At 38.2% G+C, this 19,444-nt stretch carries 19 protein-coding genes; 12 read left to right on the forward strand and 7 right to left on the reverse strand.

The annotated features are described in order from the left end of the window. Positions 1–2: 2 nt before the first annotated feature. From TLET_RS07025 to TLET_RS07040, 4 genes are read right to left on the reverse strand one after another with little or no spacing between them, the layout of a single operon-like run. Complete coding sequence (locus tag TLET_RS07025; RefSeq protein ID WP_012003405.1) at positions 3–761, reverse strand: ABC transporter ATP-binding protein; 759 nt, start codon at positions 759–761, stop codon at positions 3–5. 12 nt (positions 762–773) lie between these two features. Continuing rightward, entirely contained in the window at positions 774–2,012 is a 1,239-nt protein-coding gene (locus TLET_RS07030) for a PhoH family protein (protein WP_012003406.1), read from the reverse strand. After that, positions 2,006–2,572 carry a 3'-5' exonuclease gene (locus tag TLET_RS07035; protein WP_012003407.1) on the reverse strand — a complete coding sequence of 189 codons (567 nt, stop codon included), beginning with the start codon at positions 2,570–2,572 and terminating at the stop codon, positions 2,006–2,008. Before TLET_RS07035 ends, TLET_RS07030 begins: the two co-directional genes overlap by 7 nt. A gap of 5 nt (positions 2,573–2,577) precedes the next feature. Continuing rightward, the gene (locus tag TLET_RS07040; RefSeq protein WP_012003408.1) at positions 2,578–3,360 is read right to left on the reverse strand and encodes a mechanosensitive ion channel family protein; all 783 of its coding nucleotides are present in this window, start codon (positions 3,358–3,360) and stop codon (positions 2,578–2,580) included. Positions 3,361–3,457: 97 nt separating this feature from the next. Here TLET_RS07040 and TLET_RS07045 point away from each other — a divergent pair, with 97 nt between their 5' ends. The 10 genes from TLET_RS07045 (at position 3,458) to TLET_RS07090 (ending at position 13,927) form a co-directional block, all read left to right on the forward strand. Beyond that, positions 3,458–4,924: a sensor histidine kinase gene (locus TLET_RS07045; protein ID WP_012003409.1), complete on the forward strand. Its 1,467-nt coding sequence runs from the start codon at positions 3,458–3,460 to the stop codon at positions 4,922–4,924. 3 nt (positions 4,925–4,927) lie between these two features. Further along, positions 4,928–5,791: an HDOD domain-containing protein gene (locus TLET_RS07050; protein WP_012003410.1), complete on the forward strand. Its 864-nt coding sequence runs from the start codon at positions 4,928–4,930 to the stop codon at positions 5,789–5,791. Beyond that, on the forward strand, positions 5,792–6,151 hold the full coding sequence (gene rbfA / locus TLET_RS07055; RefSeq protein WP_012003411.1) for a 30S ribosome-binding factor RbfA: 360 nt from the start codon (positions 5,792–5,794) through the stop codon (positions 6,149–6,151). It begins immediately after the preceding gene. Next, positions 6,148–7,080: a tRNA pseudouridine(55) synthase TruB gene (gene truB, locus TLET_RS07060; RefSeq protein WP_012003412.1), complete on the forward strand. Its 933-nt coding sequence runs from the start codon at positions 6,148–6,150 to the stop codon at positions 7,078–7,080. The genes rbfA and truB overlap by 4 nt, the downstream gene beginning before the upstream one ends. Further along, positions 7,077–7,820: an FAD synthetase family protein gene (locus TLET_RS07065; protein WP_012003413.1), complete on the forward strand. Its 744-nt coding sequence runs from the start codon at positions 7,077–7,079 to the stop codon at positions 7,818–7,820. The genes truB and TLET_RS07065 overlap by 4 nt, the downstream gene beginning before the upstream one ends. Continuing rightward, positions 7,821–9,689 (forward strand): ATP-binding protein, encoded by a 1,869-nt coding sequence (locus tag TLET_RS07070; protein ID WP_012003414.1) that lies wholly within the window; start codon positions 7,821–7,823, stop codon positions 9,687–9,689. It abuts the gene before it with no gap. A gap of 10 nt (positions 9,690–9,699) precedes the next feature. Further along, the gene (locus TLET_RS07075; RefSeq protein ID WP_012003415.1) at positions 9,700–11,052 is read left to right on the forward strand and encodes an amidohydrolase; all 1,353 of its coding nucleotides are present in this window, start codon (positions 9,700–9,702) and stop codon (positions 11,050–11,052) included. A gap of 24 nt (positions 11,053–11,076) precedes the next feature. Then, the gene (locus TLET_RS07080) at positions 11,077–12,093 is read left to right on the forward strand and encodes an L-threonylcarbamoyladenylate synthase (protein WP_012003416.1); all 1,017 of its coding nucleotides are present in this window, start codon (positions 11,077–11,079) and stop codon (positions 12,091–12,093) included. A 210-nt stretch (positions 12,094–12,303) separates the two neighbouring features. Continuing rightward, the gene (gene mgtE, locus TLET_RS07085) at positions 12,304–13,644 is read left to right on the forward strand and encodes a magnesium transporter (protein WP_012003417.1); all 1,341 of its coding nucleotides are present in this window, start codon (positions 12,304–12,306) and stop codon (positions 13,642–13,644) included. Positions 13,645–13,726: 82 nt separating this feature from the next. Further along, positions 13,727–13,927, forward strand: coding sequence for a cold shock domain-containing protein (locus TLET_RS07090; protein WP_012003418.1), 201 nt, complete (start codon positions 13,727–13,729; stop codon positions 13,925–13,927). 61 nt (positions 13,928–13,988) lie between these two features. On the opposite strand, the gene TLET_RS07095 is transcribed toward TLET_RS07090, so the two are convergent. Further along, positions 13,989–14,513, reverse strand: a complete 525-nt coding sequence (locus TLET_RS07095) for a hypothetical protein (RefSeq protein WP_012003419.1) — start codon at positions 14,511–14,513, stop codon at positions 13,989–13,991. 47 nt (positions 14,514–14,560) lie between these two features. Next, positions 14,561–16,009, reverse strand: coding sequence for an alpha-glucosidase AglA (gene aglA / locus TLET_RS07100; protein WP_012003420.1), 1,449 nt, complete (start codon positions 16,007–16,009; stop codon positions 14,561–14,563). Positions 16,010–16,142: 133 nt separating this feature from the next. Between aglA and TLET_RS10955 the strand changes: the two genes are divergently transcribed. Together TLET_RS10955 and corA are read left to right on the forward strand one after the other, a co-directional pair. Beyond that, positions 16,143–17,057, forward strand: coding sequence for a cytochrome b5-like heme/steroid binding domain-containing protein (locus TLET_RS10955; protein ID WP_012003421.1), 915 nt, complete (start codon positions 16,143–16,145; stop codon positions 17,055–17,057). Positions 17,058–17,073: 16 nt separating this feature from the next. After that, the gene (corA, locus tag TLET_RS07110) at positions 17,074–18,123 is read left to right on the forward strand and encodes a magnesium/cobalt transporter CorA (protein WP_012003422.1); all 1,050 of its coding nucleotides are present in this window, start codon (positions 17,074–17,076) and stop codon (positions 18,121–18,123) included. Here corA and TLET_RS07115 read toward each other — a convergent pair. Then, complete coding sequence (locus TLET_RS07115) at positions 18,101–19,441, reverse strand: NAD(P)/FAD-dependent oxidoreductase (protein WP_012003423.1); 1,341 nt, start codon at positions 19,439–19,441, stop codon at positions 18,101–18,103. The two genes, corA and TLET_RS07115, sit on opposite strands and share 23 nt — an antisense overlap. Between the last annotated feature and the right edge of the window lie 3 nt (positions 19,442–19,444).

Raw genomic sequence — 19,444 nt, forward strand, 5'->3', positions numbered from 1 at the left:
ATTCACAACTCCTTCACAATCGAAGCTATATCTTCACCTTCAGTCGTTAACTGCAAGAAAACATCTTCAAGAGAAGCCTGGGAACTTTTAACATATTCGCGAAGTTGAGAAAGCGTTCCTTCAACTATAAGCTTACCTTTGTGTATTATCCCAATTCTTGTACACATCTTTTCTGCTATCTCCAGTACATGTGTTGTCATGAAAACAGTGCTTCCATCAGATGTATATTTCTGTAAAAGCATCTTCAAAATTTTTGCAGATCTTGCATCAAGGCCGACAGTAGGCTCATCAAGAAACAGAATTTCTGGCTTTCTCATCAAAACACTCACAAGATAAAGTTTTTGCTTCATGCCATGAGACATATCAGAAACCGCTTTCTGAAGAAAATCTATACTAAAAGCCTCACACAGCTCTTCCACACGCTGATTCATCTTTACCTTGTCAAGTCGGTAAATATCTCCAATAAAATTTATGAATTCGTACCCTTTCAAATTTGGATAGATCTTCGGTTCATCCGGAACCACACCAATTCTTTTCTTAATCTCTATCTCGTTAGATCTCATATCTATTCCAAGTATTTTTACCTCGCCAGAAGTTGGCTTCAGAGTCCCTGTGAGCATTCTTATAGTTGTGGTTTTCCCAGCGCCATTTGGCCCAAGAAAACCATAGATTTCTCCCTTCTCTACTGCCAAATTTATAGTATCAACCGCTTTCAGTTCACCGAATCTTTTTGTCAAATCAACTGTCTGTATCACAGTCATAATTTTGCCTCCTTAAAGTTTGCTTGCGGCCAGTGTAGCAAGTTCGGATCTCTCACCTTTTGTAAGAGTTATATGCGCAACAAGATGATTGCCAATTAGCCTTGAAGCAGCATAAACAAGTCCATTGCTGTCTTTATCAAGATAAGGTGTATCTATCTGATAAGCATCTCCCAGAAGCACTATTTTTGCACCTTTGCCTACTCTTGTCAGAATAGTCTTCACCTCATGAGGAGTTAGATTTTGAGCTTCATCAACTATGATGTACTGATCTGGTATACTTCTGCCTCTTATAAAACTCAAAGCACTTATCTGCATAATATCTTTTTTGAGAAATTCTTTCAAATTCATCTGCACCCTGTCAAAGAGAAACTCAAGATTATCCATCACCGGCTCTATCCATGGCTGCAACTTCTCTTCTATAGAACCTGGCAAATATCCAATATCTTTTCCCATAGGTACCAGTGGTCTGGTAACAATGATCCGCTTGTATTTCTTATCTTTGAGAGTTTTTTCAAGTGCACACGCAAGCGCTATTAACGTTTTACCCGTTCCTGCTATACCAATAAGCGTGACAAGTTTTACCTCATCGTCGAGCAAAGCATCCATCGCAAAAAGCTGTTGTTCATTGAGTGCGTGGATGCCCCAGATACTACTCGACAGGTCAATAGATATCCTCCTGAGTGTTTTGTTTCTCACCTTAAAATAACCTGATGGACTTTTTATATATTGATTCTCCATACTATCAAATTTCTGACCTTCTCTGAGTTCTTGATGCACTTCCACATAACCAGATGGCAGAACCGAGAGGTCCGATCTATCAGTCAAATAATCCTGAGCCGCTATACCAAGCGCTGAAGCTTTCACTCTTAAACTGATATCTTTACTCACCAGGATTGTTGGAACAGAAGAAGTTCTACCGAGTCTCAAAACATAGCCAAGTATCCAGTTGTCAACATATTTTTCATAGAGAAAATCGGGAGTCTCTCTTTTGCCGTCAGTGATCGTCATGATACTTACTGTACCTGAATTTTTCAGTTTTATCCCTTTTGATAGATCACCCGTGAGTCTGAGTTTGTCAAGCTCTCTTATCACTTCCCTTGCTGATTTTCCGGCTGAATCAGACCTTCTTTTGAGCTTATCCAATTCCTCTATAACAGGTAAAGGCAGTATAACGTTATTGTCCTGAAAAGAATATATAGCTTGCGGATCATGAATTAAAACATTTGTGTCAAGTACGTAATTTTTCACCATTCTTGACCCCTCCATGTATGAACGAGTTCTTCGATTTGTGAGCCAGCGAGTTTGCGTGTCATCTTCAAAAACAACTTAGCTGTTGTTATTGCATCTGTTAGAGCTCTATGATTTGGTTTTTCAAAACCAAATCTCTCGGCTAACCACGAGAGTGCTTTTTTCTCGCCAAAAATTATCTCGGATATTTCCCTGGTGTCTATGTAGTCAATTGAAGGTGGAAATATTCCGATTTCTTTTGCGGAAATATCTATGAAGGTTAAATCAAACTCAGCTCTGTGAAAAATCATTATTGATCTGCGCATAAAAGATCTCATTTGTCCGAAAACCTGTTCAATGGTTGGGGCATTCTCTATATCTTCATTGGTTATCCTGTGAATTTTTTCTATTGTTGCAGGAATTCTTATCTTTGGATTCACGAGCGTGTGATAGATAGAACGATACAGTATTCTGCCTTTGTAAACTGGTACAATAGCAACTTCAACTATCCTATCGCCATTCATAGGGTCAATCCCTGTTGTTTCAGTATCCATAGCACAAAAAAGGCTTTCGTTCAAAATCATGACTGTCAATTTCTCCCTTCTATGTGAACATCCATCTGTGGGAAAGGAATAGATATTCCATTTTCGTCGAAAGTTCTCTTGATTCTCTGAGCCAGTGCATGCTGAGCTTCAAAATAATTTTCACGTTTTATCCAGTATAAAACCTCGAAATCTATTGATGAATCAGCAAAACCGCTGAAAACTACAAAATTACTGACTCCTTCTTTTTCAACAAGGGGTTCCTCTTCAACACATTTCTGCAGAAGCTCAAGAACTTTTGAAAGATCCGAATCGTAAGAAACAGATATTTTCATGGACAGTCTTCTAACAGGGCCAGGCCAGAAGTGTGTTATCTTGCCATTCCAGACCTGCTTATTTGGGATAAGGATCTTCTTGCCATCAAACATTCTCAATATTGTATGATTGTAGTTGATCACTTCCACAACACCACTTGTACCATCGACGTCCACAACATCTCCTTCTCTTAATTTACCGGTGAGCAGCACCAGAATGCCCGATATGAAATTTGATAGTGGTTCTTGAAAAGCGAGACCAACAACAAAACCGGTTATTCCAAACGCAGTTAAATATGGTACGAGATTTATTTTCCATATATTCAGAATTACCATCAGCGAAATAACGACGGTAAACGTAGCGAGAAAAACTCTCACCGTGTTTTTCATCCTCAATTCTTTGCCAGCTACCTCAAATGTTTTGGCTATAGACTTGTACAAAAGTCTGTAAACAAGATATGAAACCACAATAGTAATAATTGATTCCAGGATTTTAATCAACAATTCCTTCGACATAAAAACTCCTCCCTTGCTTTTTCAATTGTACTACAGCGTAGTTTTTACATAAAGATTGATATAATAAATTAAGAACAGCTCAAGAGGAGAGAGCATTATGCCACTATCAACAAGTTCTCAAAAAATTTACACACTGATTTCAAGCTTTATAAGACAGACAAGTAATGTAAAAGATCCGGAGACCCTGCTTGCTTCACTGATTAAAATCGTTCAGAAATTTGTCAACTGCGAATTAATTGCAATACTTGACAGCGATTTCAACCTTAGGATTTCTGACGGTGGTGAGTTTACACCGGACAATGAACTGATGGAAATGATAAAATGGTCAACCAAAACACTTTCCTTCACATCTATACCAGAAGGAAGCAAAATTGCTCTGATTTTTCCACTCGTAAAAGTGGATAGAATTCTCGGCGTGCTCATCGCTTATACACATGAAGAACCTGCTTTCGAAGTGATTGACACGATCCGCACATTTGCTTTCCTTTCTGCCACAGTGCTGGAAAATCTGGAGTTGTACCAATCTCTCGAAAAGCAACACGAAGTTGTAGAAGAAACAATGAGATATATGCAGCAAATTTTTAACTCTTTTCCACAAATGGTTGTTGTTCTCGATTCAAATCTCAATCCCGTTTTTTCAAACCTTCAGTATATTCATCACCAAAAAGATAGTGACCTGGTGAAAACTATAGAAAAAGTAGCCAGCACGGTATTAACTACAAAAATGCGGCAAATAATCGAAGTAGAGTTAAACGAATCTTTTTATTCAATTATTGCGGAAAATGTGGAATATGAAGATCAACCACAGGTACTGATAACCATTACCGATGTGACAAATACCAAAGAACTTGAAAAACTCAGGGCAGCAGATAGACTAAAAACAGATTTCATAGCCACCGTTTCTCACGAATTGAGAACACCTTTGACTGCTATAAAAGCCTACACAGAAACAATACTGGCTGATCCTGAAAGTATGGATAAAGATACTCTAACAGGCTTTTTGCAAATTGTATACAAAGAAAGCCTTCATCTGGAAAGTTTGCTGGATGAATTGCTCGATTTTGCAAAACTGGAACAAAAAGCTATGGTTCTCGAAAAAAGTAAATTTGATTTGACCGAGCTCATAATGCAGGTAATTCAATCAATGTCGGAGTTTGCCAGATCAAAAAAAGTGAAACTCCAATGTGTCAAAAGTAAGCCAATCTATATAGTTGCAGACCAGAAAAGAATTCGGCAGGTTCTGATAAACCTTATAAGCAACGGAATAAAATATAGCAAAGAAGAGGCCAGCGAAAAATACGTCAAGCTTTCAGCTGAGACTCACCAGGATTCAGTAATCATTTCAGTAGCCGACAATGGGATAGGAATAGAAAAACAACATCAAAATAAAATCTTTGAGAAGTTTTTCAGAGCAGATTCCGTTTTCGATTATCGAACAGAGGGAACAGGCCTTGGACTTGCGATAAGTAAAGAAATTGTTGAACTTCATGGGGGGCAAATCTGGTTTGAAAGCAAACCCCATGAAGGAACGGTTTTCTACGTCAAAATTCCACAGGGAGAGTAGAAAATGCATTTCGAAGACATTTTGAGCAAAATTGAAGAGCTACCGACGCCGGATCCAATTGTACAGAAAATAATATCTGTCGCGTCTGATCCAAACGCTTCCGCCAAGGAATTATCCGAGGTCATTAAACTCGATGCGAGTTTAACTGTTCGAATACTGAGACTTGTCAACTCAGCGTATTATGGCTTGCCTCGCAAAATAGTGGCTTTGAATGAAGCCATAATGATCTTGGGATTTAAAACAGTTCGAAATATCGCTCTAAGTGTTTTCACCTACAGCTCAGTCTTAAAAGGAAATAAGAAATCCTCTATAAATCACATGCAACTTTGGAAACACTTTCTTGGTGTCGCGGTTGGCTGTGAGCTTCTGGCTCAAATGACAGGCTACCCTAACAAAGAAGAACTGTTCATAGCAGGATTACTTCACGATATTGGCAAAGTTGCACTTGACTACATTTCACCCGATGCATTCAGCGCTGTTGCAAAACTGACAGAGAACTTAGGAATCTCGTTCTCACAGGCTGAAGAAAAATTAAATCTTCCAAATCACGCCATGATAAGTGGTAAAATGATAGAGCAGTGGAATCTTCCAGAGATAGTAGTTCAATCTGCCGCGGGTCACCATGTACCGAATAATTTTGCAGATTCTGTATATTCAGATGTAGTTGCCATGGTACACATATCTGATTTTTTTATCAATCTTATGAAACACGGCAATTCGTATACTTACGGAGGTTTAAAGCTATCCTCTTTTGCCTTGAATATACTTGGTATAAAACCCCGCTTTTTAACCAATTATGCAGATAAAATGAAAGATAAATTAAAGGCGGCGGAGGAATTTATGAAAATAGAACAGGAGGTGTCCTGAATGAGACCTGATTACAGAAAAGCTATGCTTGAATCTGAAATCATGAAACTTATTACTGAAGCTTTGAGAGAAGCGAAAGATCCAAAGATCTCCGGACAGATCATAACTATCTCCCGTGTAGAACTATCAAATGATAAAAGATTTGCTGATGTTTATGTCAGTGCCATGGGTGATAAAGATGAACGGGTTAAAACTGTTGAGTATTTGGACAAAATAAAAGGTTATTTCAGAACATATTTAGCCAACAACCTTGATCTGTACACGGCGCCTCAAATTAGATTCAAGGAAGATCCGGGAATTGAAGCCAGTGTGAGAATACAGGAATTGCTTAACAAGATTAAGGAGGAAGAAACTCAGTGATTCCAAATGGGATCTTGCTTGTTGACAAGCCAGAAGGAATTACTTCTCACGATGTAGTCAATGAAGTGAGAAAAAAGCTGTGTGTGAGGAAAGTCGGGCATGCAGGAACACTTGATCCGTTTGCAACAGGGCTTTTGATAATCGGTGTCGGAAATGGGACAAGAGTACTCGAATATCTGATGAACCATGAAAAAGTTTATCGGGTGAAAATGAGGCTTGGGATAATAACAGAAACCTTCGATATTACTGGCGAAATTGTTGAAAAAAGGCCTGTAAATGTCACTGAATCGCAGATTATTGAGGTTCTAAAATCCTTTACAGGAACTTATAAACAAGTTCCGCCAGCCTATTCTGCTCGAAAATATAAAGGTGAGAAACTGTACGAGCTTGCAAGAAAAGGTAAAATAATAAGATTACCACCCCGGGAAGTGACTGTATATGAAATAAAAGATATCTCTGTTGAAGGTTGCGATATTTCATTCACAGCAAAAGTCTCACCGGGTACTTACATAAGGTCTTTATGCATGGACGTTGGATATGCCCTGAATTGTGGAGCAGTAGCAGTTGAACTGAGAAGACTATCAACAGGCTCGTTCAGTGTTGATGAAGCTATAGATGTTTTCAAAATCGATGAACTGGAAATTCTAAAGCATTTGAGAAAACTATCATCAATTCTTGATTTTCCGAAAGTGATTCTTAAGAGAGAAGCTCTCGGGAAAGCTTTTAACGGAGCAAAAATTAAAGTAAGTGATATAGAAAAATTCGAAGAATTCGAAAAAAATAGTCTGGTTCAGGTGATATTTAGCAACGAACTGATATGCATAGCCAGAACCGAGAGAAAATCATCGTTTATAAGAACATTGATGAAAAAAGAAGCTGATGAAAACCTTTTGAAACCTCTGAAGGTTTTCAGGGGGAATCTTACGTGAAGAAGTCAGCTGTAACTGTTGGTGTTTTTGATGGTGTTCATCTTGGTCATCAAAGATTGCTGAAAAGAGTCCAGCAAATTTCAGAGGAATATAAAATAACAAGTACTGTCTATGTGGTTTCTTATCCATTTGATTTCTTCGACGAAAACTTTGAAGGATTAATAATGCCTATATCTTCAAGAGTAGCTGAGATTTCAAGATTTGCCCAATATATAGAAGTTCTTGATCTACTTGAAATAAAAGATATGCCGGCAGAAGATTTTTTCAAAGAATATTTATCTGATGCCGAATTTCTGGTTGTTGGAGAAGATTTCAAATTTGGCAAGAATGCAACCGGAGATATAGCACTCTTGAGAAGATTGTGCTCACAAAACGGCACCAAACTGGAGATTTTCAGTGATATAACTGATCTGAAGGGTAACAGAATAAGCAGTTCTTTACTGAGAAAACTTATACAGCACGGAGATATAGATAATGTTTCAAAGCTCTTAGGAAGAGATTATCTGCTGGAATTCGTTATAGAAAGCATAGACGAAAATTCAGATAAGATGCATTGCTATTTAAAAGCAGATGAAAAAATTGTGTTACCAAAAGAAGGTGTTTTTGAGGTTTTCGAGGAATTATTTGGAATAACTGGGCGTGTCCAGTTTGGCAAAAAAATTATATTCACTGCGCCAAAAACGCCTCTAGCAGTAGGTAGTATGATGCAATTAGCCTTCAAAAGGAGGTTGGCGAATTAAATGACAGTAGGTGTCGTGACAGGCATAAATAATTCGACCCCATATAGATTTTTTGTGCGGTTGTATCAATCACAAAATCAACCCACTCATATGGTTCAGATAGATGATGTTGTGAAAGTAGTTTTCTCCTACAAACCGTACGGAGAAATTGTTTATTATGGAATTGTTACTGAAATTAATGCAAAATGGGATTTTGGTCCTAATTCAGGCTATGAAGAAGAAATAGCTCTAAAAGGTCTTTCACCAGCATTTGTTTTTTATACAGCTACCATAACAACCACGCGTATGTTGAGAAAAGAAAGAGGCAAGCTCATTTCTGATGCACCGCAGGTACCCCCGCCACCGGGCACCGAGGTTTTCATGGCAAGTGAAGAAGAGATAGATATCGCTTTTGGATTTGACGAACTTATCAAACAACGTATGGCAGTACCTATAGGTGTTTTTAAAAATGGTAGGCCTGCTTATGCTGATATCAGATATATTCTTGGCGAAAATGGTGCACATATAAACATTTCCGGACAATCTGGGGTTGCATCCAAAACTTCTTATGCGACATTTCTCGTGAAATCTTTTCTCGATACTGGTAGAAGGCTCCGTGAAGACAATGAATTGATGGGATATCTGTCTCGCTCACGATTTGTAATTTTCAATGTAAAGGGCGAGGGGCTGCTTTTTTTAGACAAATGGTCAAAAGATTGGCGAAATTCTCAGCAAGACGAATCAGGAAAAGAATGGGTGAAAATGTACGAAGCAATGAAAATTAAACCTCAGCCTTTCGAAACTGTGAAATTTTACGCGCCAAGGAAATCAAAAAAGACGTTAACACCATGGTCAAACAAAAGATATGATGGTGTATTTGCATATGGTTGGGATTCTATTGACATCTTCAAAATGGGGTTATTTGAGCTGATGTTCGATCCTGAAGAGCTTGAGTCAAATCAAAACCTCCAGCTTGCTGTAACAACCGTTCAGGAATTTTTCTACGAGCGGCTTGAAGAAGCCATCAGAATGGCTATTAAATTCTGCAAAGCCAACAACTGCATCACATCATCGAACAGCGATGAAGTGATCCTCCGCACAGCTATTTCAAATGGCTTCGATATAGTTACCCAGGCAAAAATTCCCGAAGGGATAGACAACCTGATAGAAATGTTTTCTAAGGACGAAGAACTCTCCAAAAAAATTGAAGAGGAACTCAGAGGAAAAGCCACTATTTCCGCAATGATTAGAAGATTAAAATCTATAAAAAATATAGGTATGGACCTGATCTGGGCAGAAACAAACTTTTTATCTGATGAACTTGGTCTGAAAGACCAACACAGAATTGATTGGGACAAACCAGGTCAGGTCACAGTAATAGATATTTCAAAATTAAGACCAAGAATTCAATCTTTTGTTGTGGGCGCTGTACTTGTTGAAATTATGAGATCGCGAGAAGAAAAAACAGACCAAGATCCTGTTTTTATATTTCTCGATGAACTCAACAAATATGCCCCGCGGCATGGGGGCGGACCTCTTGGAAATATCTTCAGAGATATAGCAGAGCGCGGCAGATCATTCCGCGTGATACTTATAGGCGCAGAACAGACGGCTTCTGAAGTAGATTACAGAATAATAACTCAGTCCTCAACCACAGTAGTTGGGAGGCAAAAAGGAGCAGAACTGGAAAAACCGGAATATTCTCATCTAACAACTGAGCAAAAACAAAGAGCATCCCTTTTACAACAAGGCGAAGTTATAGTCGATCAGCCTTTTATGCGAATCCCTATAACTGTTCGTTTTCCATTGCCAGCATGGTGCACAAGAGAAGATGGCTTCTACGAGCTGGATAAGGAAAAACTCGAACAAATAGAGAAAAAACTCTTTTGAAGGTGAGAAAATGATCTTTCGAAACTGTGCTGTCTACAAAAACGGTAATTTTGAAAAAAGTGATCTATTTGTTGAAAATGGTATCTTCACCGATAGCTCATCTGGACCTGTTATAGATCTTTCAGGAATGTATGTCATGCCCGGTTTCGTGGATTCTCATGCGCACATTCTGGGTGTTGGTCAAAAATGTGAACATCTGAATCTTGAAAAAATCTGCTCCCAGGAAGAATTGTTCCAATTGTTGATAAAACAAGACAAAAAAATAATTCTTGGCAGAGGCTGGAGTGAACAAACTCTCGGAGGTTATCCAGATAAAAAGATGCTTGATAAAATTCAAAAACCAGTTGTTCTAACACGAAAGTGTGGGCATGTGGCTGTTTTGAATCAATCTGCTATGAATCTGATCAATATGTATAAAGAAGATGGAATTTTCAAAGAGGACGAACTGGAAAAAATCAGAGGACGCTTGAACAACGAAGATGCCGAAAGGCTTTTTAAAATTGGGGAGGAAGAGTTCTTAAAACACGGAGTCACATTTGTTCACTCGGACGACCTTCATGGCTTGAGCTGGGACGAACTGAAAAGAATTCTCAAAAAATCAAGGATCAGAATTTTTGAAAAACTTCATTTTTCCAGAATAGAAGATTTAGAACGATTCAACGAATTCGGAGTTTTGACAGAAAGAGTTTATGTAAAAGGCGTGAAAATATTCGCAGATGGATCTCTTGGTGGTAAAACCGCATATCTCAGCAAACCTTATGCGGATGAGAAATCCTACAGAGGCATGTGTTTGGCAAACTCACAGCAAATAGAGAGATTTGCTGAAATATGCAGCAGAAAAAAAGTTCAGTTATGTATACATGCGATAGGCGATGCTGCAGTCCATGAAGTGGCAATGGCACTCAAAAATTATCCGAAAAACAGACTTATACATGCTCAGCTAATAGATGAAAAAGACCTAAAATATTTAAAAGACACCTATTTTTGTGTGCAACCACATTTTGCATTTGAAGATCAGGAATTAATATCACGAAGAATATCTAAGGAATTTTATGGATTGAAGTACGATTTCTTGAAATTATTCAAAGAAGGATACAGGGTAACCTTTTCGACTGACGCACCTGTTTCACCACATGACCCCAAATATGTAATTGAAGCAGCTCTAAGGATGGGATTTCACCTCATGGATGCAATAAATTTGTACACATATGCTTCTTCAGAAACAACTGGTCTGAGGAATATTGGCAAAATAGAAATAGGTTATGCAGCTGATTTTGCAATTTACGAAAAAAATCCATTGAAACTGGAAGATGATCCGATAGCCGTGTACGTTCATGGAGAACAAATATGGCAAAAAGCTTGAAAAACTGTATTTGGAGGAGCCAAAATGACCACATTGATAAAAGTAGATCCACTCAATCCAAACGAAGGTATATTGAGAAAAGCGGCACAGACGATAAAAGAAGGCGGTGTCGTCGCATTTCCTACTGAAACAGTCTATGGACTTGGCGCAGATTGTTTTAACATCAGTGCCGTATTAAAAATCTTTCAAATAAAAAACAGGCCCGCAGACAATCCTCTGATAATCCACATATACGACAAAAAACAACTTGAAGAGCTGGTAGAAGGAGATATAGAGCAAAATTCGTATGTAATGGATGTCTTTTGGCCTGGACCGGTAACATTCATCTTCAGAAAAAAAGCAAATGTACCGAAAGAAGTAACTGGTGGGCTTGAAACTGTTGCCATCAGAATGCCAAGTCATCCAGTTGCACAGGTTTTTTTAAGGCTTTCCGGTACGCCAGTAGCAGCTCCAAGCGCGAACCTCTCTGGAAAACCAAGCCCAACAAGAGCCGAGCACGTGATAGCTGACCTGTACGGCTCGGTTGATGTAATAATAGACGGTGGTGAAACGCCGCTTGGTCTGGAATCAACTATCGTCGATCTTTCAAGGGACTATCCTGTCCTGTTAAGGCCGGGGCCTGCAACAATTGAGGAAATAAAGAAGATAGTACCTAATCTTTATATCCCGGATTTTCTTCTGAAAAAAGAGAATGAACCAGTTAAACCTCTTGCACCTGGCATGGCCTACAGGCATTATGCACCGGATAAACCTCTTATCCTTGTAATCAACGAGAAAAAACTCGATGAAGTTTTGAGCAAACATCCAGATTCACCAATCATCTGTCCTGAAGAAATGTCAGATAGATTCTATGGACGCAAAACAATAATAATGGGAAAATTAAGAGAGCCATTCACGATAGCTCAAAATTTATTCCATGTGCTTCGCGAAGTAGATTCTCTAAATGCAGAATCGGTCATAGTGATTGGCTTAGAACCCCAGGGCATACTCTTTTCTGTCATGAATCGCTTGAAAAAAGCGGCGAGCGAGGTTATTGATTAATAACACTTACGTTTTCAAAACCCCTGACTCTCAAATGCCTTGAATTAATTTTGTAACTTTCGAGTGTTCATATCTTTAAAAACCATGTGAACTAACAGAAGTTTCAAAGCGTAAAATATCTGTGTAGATCATTATTAGGAGGTGAACTGCCTTGGAAAGCACCAGTAGTTCTTTTAGTTTACCACCGTAAATTTTTAAGGAGGTGAATTGATGAAAGTAAAAGTCCAGGTTGATATCAAGAAACTTATTGAAAACGGTGATTTCAGGACTTTGAAAACCATTCTTTCTCAACAGGAACCCGCCGAAATCCTTGAATTGATTGAAGAGCTCCCGGCAGATGAAAAAATAATTGTTTTTAGATTCTTGTCCAAAGACCAGGCAGCCGTGGTATTCAGTGAACTTGAAACAGATGACCAAATGGAACTCATAGAGCTCTTTAAAGAAGAAAGATTAAGTGAAATTATTTCTTCTATGGACCCGGATGACAGAGCAGAATTGCTCGAAGAAATGCCTGCGAATGTTGTGAATAAACTTCTTTCCTTTCTAACCCCGGAAGAAAGAAAATTAACCTTATCTTTGCTGAATTATCCTGAAAACTCGGCTGGACGTTTAACTACTCCCAAATGCCTTGAATTAAACCCGAATATGACAGTCAGCGAAGCTCTGGAGAAAATTAGAAAAGAAGGTAAAGACAAAGAAACTGTTCATCTGATGCCTGTAATAGATAAATCGAGAATACTGCTTGGTACTGTTGAATTGCAGGACCTGATTTTTTCAGAACCAGATTTATACGTGGAACAAATAATGGATTCCGAACCAGTTTTTGTTTATGCAACAACAGACCAGGAAGAAGTAGCCCAGATAATGAAAAAATACGATTTGATAGCAATCCCTGTTGTGGATAGTGAACAGAGGCTCATAGGGATAATTACTATAGATGATATTGTAGATGTTATCGATGAAGAAGCCACAGAAGACATTCAAAAAATGAGCTCAATCGTGACAACTGAACAACCATATTTACACCTTAGTGGCTGGAAGCTCATTTTCAAAAGATTACCGTGGCTCATAGCTTTACTTTTGATGGAGAGCATAAATGGTAATGTAATAGCAAAATTTGAGCACTTTCTTGCTTCTCTACCTATAGTTGCTGCTTTTATGCCTACAATGATGGACACGGGCGGAAACATAGGTTCTCAGATATCCGCACTTGTAATAAGAGGCATGGCGCTTGGAGACATCAAACTTAAAGATTGGTGGAAGGTTCTTCTCAGAGAAACAGCTATAGGACTCGTTCTTGGTGCCGTACTTGGAATAGTCTTATTCTTCAGATCCATGATGATAAGCCAAGCCCTTGAAATAGGATTAGCAGTTTCAGTAGCACTTATGGTGGTTGTAATCTTTGCAAATGCTCTTGGGGCGGCTTTGCCATTCCTTGCCCGTCTGATTAAAATAGATCCTGCGATAATGGCAGGCCCTTTGTTGACAACTATAGTCGATGTTTCTGGAATAATTATGTATTTTATGATAGTTCACTGGATACTTCGGTAGATTTTGACTTTTTTCTTCCAAAAGCGTATAATTTTTTAAGCCCGTGAAGGGTTACTTCGTTTTTACGAGGAGGAGTAGTATCATGAAAGGTACTGTAAAATGGTTTGACCCCAAGAAAGGGTATGGTTTCATTACAAAGCAGGAGGGTGGAGACGTCTTTGTTCACTGGTCAGCACTGGAAATGGACGGTTTTAAGACCCTCAAGGAAGGTCAGGAAGTTGAGTTTGAGATTCAAGATGGTCCTAAAGGTCCCCAGGCAGCCCATGTGAAAGTTGTTGGGTAAGCTTAGTTTTCATAAACCTGACCATAATAAAGCCCCGCTTAAAGCGGGGCTTTCAATATTTTTAAAACCTGATGCTTATACTGGCTCCAACAGGTATCGCTGTACAGTTGTTTGAACCGTAGGTTCTCATCTCTATACCAGCGCCGGCTCCAATCGAGAAATCAACCATATCATACGTGTAAGCTGCACCAATACCAACCAGATAACCAAAGTTATTGAAATCGGTTATACCTGGTATCGATAATCCACCATAGCCCTTGATTACAACAGATGAAAAGTCGTCGATCGGTAAGATATACTTTGCACCAACAATCAAATCAAGTGCATACTGCGTGTTTACACCGAGCAAAGCCGAGGCTGATGTTGCGTCAGGCAAAAAATAAGCAAGTCCTGCCCCTCCACCTATTTCTACGCCTTCGGACACTTCATAAGTTATAAGAGCACCAAAAGAAACGTAACTTGTACTGGTTGCTTCAACTGGGGTTGCGGCGATCAGGAAATTATAATTACCATAGACATCAAGATTCACCTGAGCCATCGCAACCACTGCAACCAGAGCGGCCAAGAGCACAAGCAGCTTTTTCATTCAAATTCCTCCCTTCAAAATCACAAAAAGTTCTAAAACTAAGTATATCACAATCTCTTTTTCTTGCTATAGTGATTTCTCATCGGTTCGTTTTCAGGTAAAGAAAGGATCTCTTCTATAACTTCCACTGCCTGCTCGTAAGATTGTGTTCTGACATCTCTTAAAAGAATTTCTACAAGAATCTCTTTATCACCATTCATAATAGCTTCAAGTGCCCATTCCATCCTGAGCATCCTTGGTATCAAATACATTTTTACAACCTTTTCATTCAACGGAGGATCTATTTTTTCCACATGCCAGCCACTTTTATTAACCAATGCGGGTACTTCCACAACAACTCCGTCAGGTATCTGAGATAGATAACCTTTATTCGGAATATTTATAACAAACCTCTGAGCGTTGTTATTCACCACTGCGTCAATAAAAGGTATATGCTGCTCGCCACTCAGAGCGTCTTTTGATGTAAAAATCTTGATTTCTTCTTTCAATTCTTCGGGTACAGAGCCTTTCGGCAAAAATTTCAAATATGATTCCAAAGACAAAAGCTTCAAAGCGTTGTTGGAAGATAGATAATCTATCGCCTCGGTTATCATTTTCAATCTTTCCTGATACCATTGCCATCCTATCTCTGAATCAGCTCCGCCCCACGGTTCTCCATACCATTTTTTCTTCAATTGAAGATCGTAATTATATTTCCACGTACTGTTTCTGACAGTATCTCCTATGGGCATCAAACCATAAAATCTGTACATATCAATTGCAGCAGGACTTAATTGAAGATCAAACGGTGTTTTTGGCTTCCAGTCTTTTGAGTTTTCTTCGATCCATTTGTCAATTAGATCATATCCATTTTCACCATCGTACGAAAATCTGTTGAGCCAGATAGCATGATTAAAACCCACTACTTGCCAGTCAACTCTTTTGATGTCAAGTCCAAGTGCCTCAACTATTTCATGAACTCCATAATGGCCATGACAGAAGCCAACTACTTTAATATCAGAGCAGCGCTTGATTAAATTGGTTCCCTCAAAAACGGGATTTGCAGTTTGCAAAAGCCAGGCATTCGGGCATATATTTTCCATCAACTTTGCTAGATCGACAAAAAACTTAAGCTGGTTAAAATTGCTCAGGGTGTAATAATCTGAAACCATGTTTAATTCCTGCGTGTCTATACCTCTGTAATACCCGTGCTTTTCACCTATTCTGCGCGCTTTTTCGAGATAAGAATGTCCCCCTACCATAGCCGTATTTATCACAAAATCTGCATCTCTAAGTGAAACCTCGAGCTGCGTGGTTTTCTCAAATCTCAAATCAGCCCCGAGCTCTTTTACATATCTTGTTGCCAGATTATGAACTGCGTTAAGCCGCTTTTCGTCGATGTCCATTAGAGAAACAAGACTTCCTGCTAATCCAGAAGTTTTACAGAGATCGTTAACAAGCCTCATAGAAAAAACCGCACTTCCTGCCCCGATAATACTGATTTTCACAGGTGCCATTTTCTTGCCTCCTCCCAGATCGGATCAAAAATATTTTATCATCCTCTGATCAGGAAATACAGAAGTAAAAATGACAAATGTGTTCTTTGCAAATGAAAAAATAATATGATATCATTTTTCAGGAGGTGTAACAATGAAAAAACTACTTTTGTTAGCTCTCACTGTGATTTCTGCTATTTCCCTCAGTTTTGATTTAAAAACTTTTAACATTCGTGAGTTTGATGGAAAACTGCCTTTAATAAGTCTTGAAACCTTTATGAAGAACAAAAATTATACATCAGTAGAAGGTATTGTTTATGAAATGCCTTCCGAAGAAAAATTTAGAACAAAAGCCGACGTCGATCAGAATCTACTTTCGAAAGAAAAAATTGCAGGCATTCTTGTGATCACAATTGACGAGCTTGCTCTTTACAATGGAAAGAAAAATACTGCTCTGGTAGCTGTTAACGGAGTTGTTTACGATGTATCTTCTTCCAAATTATGGCGAGATGGATCTCACAGAAATATGCACAGCGCTGGTCAGGAGTTAACATACGAGATCTTAAAATTATCTCCTCATGGACCTGTAAAACTTGATCAAATGAGGCCATTTGGAATACTTGTTTTCACTTATACTCAACTTGGTAAATATGGGAAAGATGGTACGAAAAATTATGTTTCTGCCTTTGGTGTTGTGTATGATATGGCTGATTCTAAAACTGTACAAAAAGGTGTTCATTTCGGTTATCCTATGGGCAGCGAGTTGACATTCGAAATTTTGCAAAGACCCGGGCATGAAGATATGTTAAATCGTATCTACCCGGCAGGGTTGCTTGTTTTCAGCAGGGAAGATTTGAAGCGCTTTGACGGAACAAAAGTGAAAGTCATATCAAAAGATTTAATGAAATCTTTCGTGGGGATAAACGGCATAGTTTATGATGTTACTGGAATTGATGAATGGCAGCAGAAAATCGGGGTTGATTCAAATTACAGAACCGGGATGTTTTATACAATATCGGATTTTTCTCCTGAGGAAGAATTAACCAGAGTCGGATTTGTTATCCAATAAATTGGAGATGTTAAATATGACGCCAAAAAATTATGCAAAAAAACTTGGTTTGCCACCAGGGACACTCATATATACTGGAAAAGAAAAGAATCATTTTGAAATCTCAATTCTTGATTATGATGAAAATAATTTCGGAGAAATTCAGGAAATTGATGTAGAGGCGTCCTTTTCATTTAAAGATTCTCCCACAGTAAGCTGGATAAATATCATTGGCTTGCATAATACGGAAGCAATACAGAAAATAGGCAAATACTACGGTATACATCCTCTGAGTCTGGAAGATATTCTAAATATTCATCAAAGGCCTAAAATCGATCACTTTGATACATACAATTTTATCGTTTTAAAAATGTTGACTTACAATCAGGAATCCTGTGAGATTGAATCGGAGCAGGTCAGCATAATTTTTGGAAAGAATTACGTTCTCACTTTTCAGGAAAAATCTGGCGATGTATTTGATTCTTTGAGAAGCAGGATAAAAGCAGCCAATGGTATTATAAGAAAAAGCGGCAGTGAATACCTCGTATATGCGATTATAGATGCTATAGTTGATCACTATTTCTTGATTCTTGAGCATCTGGATGAAAATCTGGAAGAACTCGAATCAGAGGTTGTATCAAAACCATCTCTGGAAACTGTTCAAAAAATAAACCAGTTGAAAAAGAACCTCATAACGATGAGAAAATCGATCTGGCCATTGAGAGAACTGCTGGCAAAACTTCTCAGAAGTGAATTTGTGCTGGAAAGTTCTGTCATCTACTTTAGAGATGTTTATGATCACACTGTGCAAATTATCGACATTATTGAAAGTTTAAGAGATATATCATCTGGAATATTAGATGTTTATTTATCAAGTGTAAGTAACAAAACAAATGAAATTATGAAAACTTTGACTATCATAGCAACCATTTTCATACCACTGACTTTCATTGTGGGCATATATGGAATGAATTTTGCCCATATGCCTGAGCTTGAATGGGAATTTGGATATCCATTCGTTCTTTTCTTGATGGCAGGCATGGTTATAACAATGATATTTTATTTCAAGAAAAAGAAGTGGTTTTAGAGCATGCATGCATATATCCCATGGATGTTGCATATTGTATAGACCTGGTCCAGCCAGAACAATCTCCTATTACGTGAAGATTCTCAACTATATTGTTATTGAATTTGTTTGAATAAAATTTCACCTCAACAGCATATAGAAGATTATCAAAATAGGCAACGCCATCAATAACTCTGTTGAGGTTCTCGATAAAATCTATTATAGATTCTCTTATCTTCGATGGAAAAACAAGGTTTGCATCTCCAAGAATAAAGCTATTTTCATCAAGAGTGGGGTACACTCTGGAGAGTCTTTTTGTTCTTCTGTGTTCTTTAAAATCGCCATAGGTCTGAAGTAAGACTTTTCTATCATCTCCGGCGAGTATGTTTGCAAGCTTTGCGAGATTCTTCCCATATCCGGTTGGATCTTTAAAAGGTTCTGTGAACCTGGTTGTTACCAGAACCGCGAAATTAGTGTTTTCCGTTTTCTGGTAAGTATCTGAAAAGCCATTTACAGTGGTAAAATCCTCATACTTCTCGAGAGTAACCCTACCTGATGGATTCTGACAAAATAACCTGCACATGTATCCTGTCCTTGTTTTATACCTGACTTTAACTTCATACATATCCGAATACCTTTCCATTACATGATCCGGCAACTCATATCTCACACCTATATCAACATAATAGTTTTCACTCACAAGATCGGGATATTGCTTTTTTATACGTTCCATTAAACTATGTCCACTTCTTCCAACAGCTATTACAAGTTCATCAAAAAAGTATTCCCCATGGTTTGTCATAACCTTGAACGGTGAGCCAATTTGAACATCCTGAACGATTGTGTTGAAAGAGAAATCTATGTTTTTGAACGATGAAAAATAACTGTATATACTTGTATTTGTCTGTTTTAGTACATCTGTACCCAGATGAAAGAAATAGGCTTTTACTGGTTCAAATCCATAATGGTAGAAATTTCGATACACCTCTTCATTTGAAAATGACTCGCCAAATTCGATTTTTTTCCCATCTTTCTCGAAAGAACGGAGGTACTGGATTATATTTCTTCTGTCGTTCATAGATGGTTTGAACCCTGAATGCAAAAGATAGAATTCCACTATCTTTGCTTGAATATCCGCTGGAATGTGTAGATCTCCTCCCATATTTCTTGAGATAAATATTTTTCCGTCCATTCTAACACCAGAAATGGTGTTATGCATATGATCTCTGCCTCTTTCAAAAATTGTTATCCTGTATTTATCGATTTTTCCACTATCGATTAATCCTTGAACGAAACCTATAGCACTCGCGCCAAAACCAATTATGCCTATAGTTTTCAATTT

It is taken from the genome of Pseudothermotoga lettingae TMO (assembly GCF_000017865.1).
GTDB lineage: Bacteria > Thermotogota > Thermotogae > Thermotogales > DSM-5069 > Pseudothermotoga_B > Pseudothermotoga_B elfii.

Bases quoted from the DNA above. Each gene is read 5' to 3' on its own strand.
- TLET_RS07025 (WP_012003405.1), bottom strand. From the start codon at position 761: ATGACTGTGATACAGACAGTTGATTTGACAAAAAGATTCGGTGAACTG.
- TLET_RS07030 (WP_012003406.1), bottom strand. From the start codon at position 2,012: ATGGTGAAAAATTACGTACTTGACACAAATGTTTTAATTCATGATCCG.
- TLET_RS07035 (WP_012003407.1), bottom strand. From the start codon at position 2,572: ATGATTTTGAACGAAAGCCTTTTTTGTGCTATGGATACTGAAACAACA.
- TLET_RS07040 (WP_012003408.1), bottom strand. From the start codon at position 3,360: ATGTCGAAGGAATTGTTGATTAAAATCCTGGAATCAATTATTACTATT.
- TLET_RS07045 (WP_012003409.1), top strand. From the start codon at position 3,458: ATGCCACTATCAACAAGTTCTCAAAAAATTTACACACTGATTTCAAGC.
- TLET_RS07050 (WP_012003410.1), top strand. From the start codon at position 4,928: ATGCATTTCGAAGACATTTTGAGCAAAATTGAAGAGCTACCGACGCCG.
- rbfA (WP_012003411.1), top strand. From the start codon at position 5,792: ATGAGACCTGATTACAGAAAAGCTATGCTTGAATCTGAAATCATGAAA.
- TLET_RS07070 (WP_012003414.1), top strand. From the start codon at position 7,821: ATGACAGTAGGTGTCGTGACAGGCATAAATAATTCGACCCCATATAGA.
- TLET_RS07075 (WP_012003415.1), top strand. From the start codon at position 9,700: ATGATCTTTCGAAACTGTGCTGTCTACAAAAACGGTAATTTTGAAAAA.
- TLET_RS07080 (WP_012003416.1), top strand. From the start codon at position 11,077: ATGACCACATTGATAAAAGTAGATCCACTCAATCCAAACGAAGGTATA.
- mgtE (WP_012003417.1), top strand. From the start codon at position 12,304: ATGAAAGTAAAAGTCCAGGTTGATATCAAGAAACTTATTGAAAACGGT.
- TLET_RS07090 (WP_012003418.1), top strand. From the start codon at position 13,727: ATGAAAGGTACTGTAAAATGGTTTGACCCCAAGAAAGGGTATGGTTTC.
- TLET_RS07095 (WP_012003419.1), bottom strand. From the start codon at position 14,513: ATGAAAAAGCTGCTTGTGCTCTTGGCCGCTCTGGTTGCAGTGGTTGCG.
- aglA (WP_012003420.1), bottom strand. From the start codon at position 16,009: ATGGCACCTGTGAAAATCAGTATTATCGGGGCAGGAAGTGCGGTTTTT.
- TLET_RS10955 (WP_012003421.1), top strand. From the start codon at position 16,143: ATGAAAAAACTACTTTTGTTAGCTCTCACTGTGATTTCTGCTATTTCC.
- corA (WP_012003422.1), top strand. From the start codon at position 17,074: ATGACGCCAAAAAATTATGCAAAAAAACTTGGTTTGCCACCAGGGACA.